This is a genomic window from Rosenbergiella sp. YN46 (genome assembly GCF_036620675.1).
Taxonomy (GTDB): Bacteria; Pseudomonadota; Gammaproteobacteria; order Enterobacterales; family Enterobacteriaceae; genus Jejubacter.
This window is the reverse complement of record NZ_JAZHEE010000080.1, coordinates 1-1257: the sequence shown is the minus strand read 5'-3', so window position 1 is coordinate 1257 and position 1257 is coordinate 1. Positions and strand designations below refer to the sequence as shown.

The following is a 1257-nucleotide window of genomic DNA, read 5'->3' as shown; positions in this document are numbered from 1 at the left end:
TGTAGTGGCATAGTTAATCTGGCCACCTGAACAGAGGTGATATCATCGCCTCATAGACAAAAACAGGTGACATTATGACCGGACGTAGCAGACGTAATTTTAGCCCCGAGTTTCGCCTCGAAGCGGCCCAGCTAGTACTCGATCAACACTACACCGTTGCCGCTGCTGCCACGGCAATGAATGTCGGTAAATCCACGATGGATAAGTGGGTCCGCCAGCTGAAAGAAGAGCGGGCGGGAAAATCACCCGTGGCTTCACCAATGACACCCGAGCAGATTGAAATACGCGAGCTGAAGAAAAGACTTCAACGTGTTGAAATGGAAAGGGATATATTAAAAAAGGCTACCGCGCTCTTGATGTCAGACTCCCTGAACAGTTCTCATTAATTGAGAAACTCAGGGCGCGGTTTCCTGTTGCCGTTATGTGCAATGTGTTTGGGGTTCATCGCAGCAGCTATAAATACTGGCGACAGCCAAAGAAGCCTGATGCCACACGGGCGGTGTTACTCAGTCTTGTTCGTGAAAGCTATCGCGAGAGTCATGGCTCTGCAGGTGCACGTAATATTGCCGCGATGGTCACAAACAAAGGCGTAAAACTGAGCCGCTGGCGGGCAACAAAGCTAATGAAAGAGCTTAATCTCATCAGCTGTCAGCAGCCCGGTCATCGATATAATAAAGTATCCAAGGAGCACGTAGAGATCCCCAATCATCTGGAACGCCAGTTTGCAGTAACAGAGCCTAATCAGGTCTGGTGCGGCGATGTGACTTATATATGGGCAGGTAAACGCTGGGCTTATTTAGCCGTTGTGCTTGATCTGTTTTCCCGTAAACCGGTTGGCTGGGCGATGTCATTTTTCCCGGACTCTGCACTGACAGCAAAAGCGCTGTCCATGGCCTGGGAAGCGCGAGGAAAGCCCGCTAATTTACTGTATCACTCGGATCAGGGTAGCCACTATACCAGCAGGAATTTCAGACAGTTACTGTGGAGATATCAGATAAAGCAAAGCCTGAGTCGTCGGGGGAATTGCTGGGATAACAGCCCGATGGAACGTTTTTTTAGAAGCCTGAAAACGGAGTGGGTACCGGATAATGGATACGCTAATTTTAGCGAAGCCAGCACAGCGATAACGAACTACATAACGGGATATTACAGCCAGCTCAGACCGCATCAATATAACGGTGGTCTGACGCCGGATGAATCAGAACGATTGTTCTGGAAAAACTCTAAAGCTGTGGCCAGTTTTTGTTGACCACTACA

Annotated in this window: 1 protein-coding gene; it reads left to right on the top strand. The window is 49.1% G+C overall.

Annotated elements, in window-relative coordinates; all coding sequences use genetic code 11:
- Nucleotides 1-74 precede the first annotated feature (74 nt).
- Nucleotides 75-1249 (top strand): IS3 family transposase gene (locus V3W49_RS22540; protein ID WP_500148180.1). Its coding sequence is split into 2 segments (ribosomal slippage): nucleotides 75-333 and nucleotides 333-1249, totalling 1176 coding nucleotides; the frame shifts between segments, so codons are not numbered across the junction.
- Nucleotides 1250-1257 lie beyond the last annotated feature (8 nt).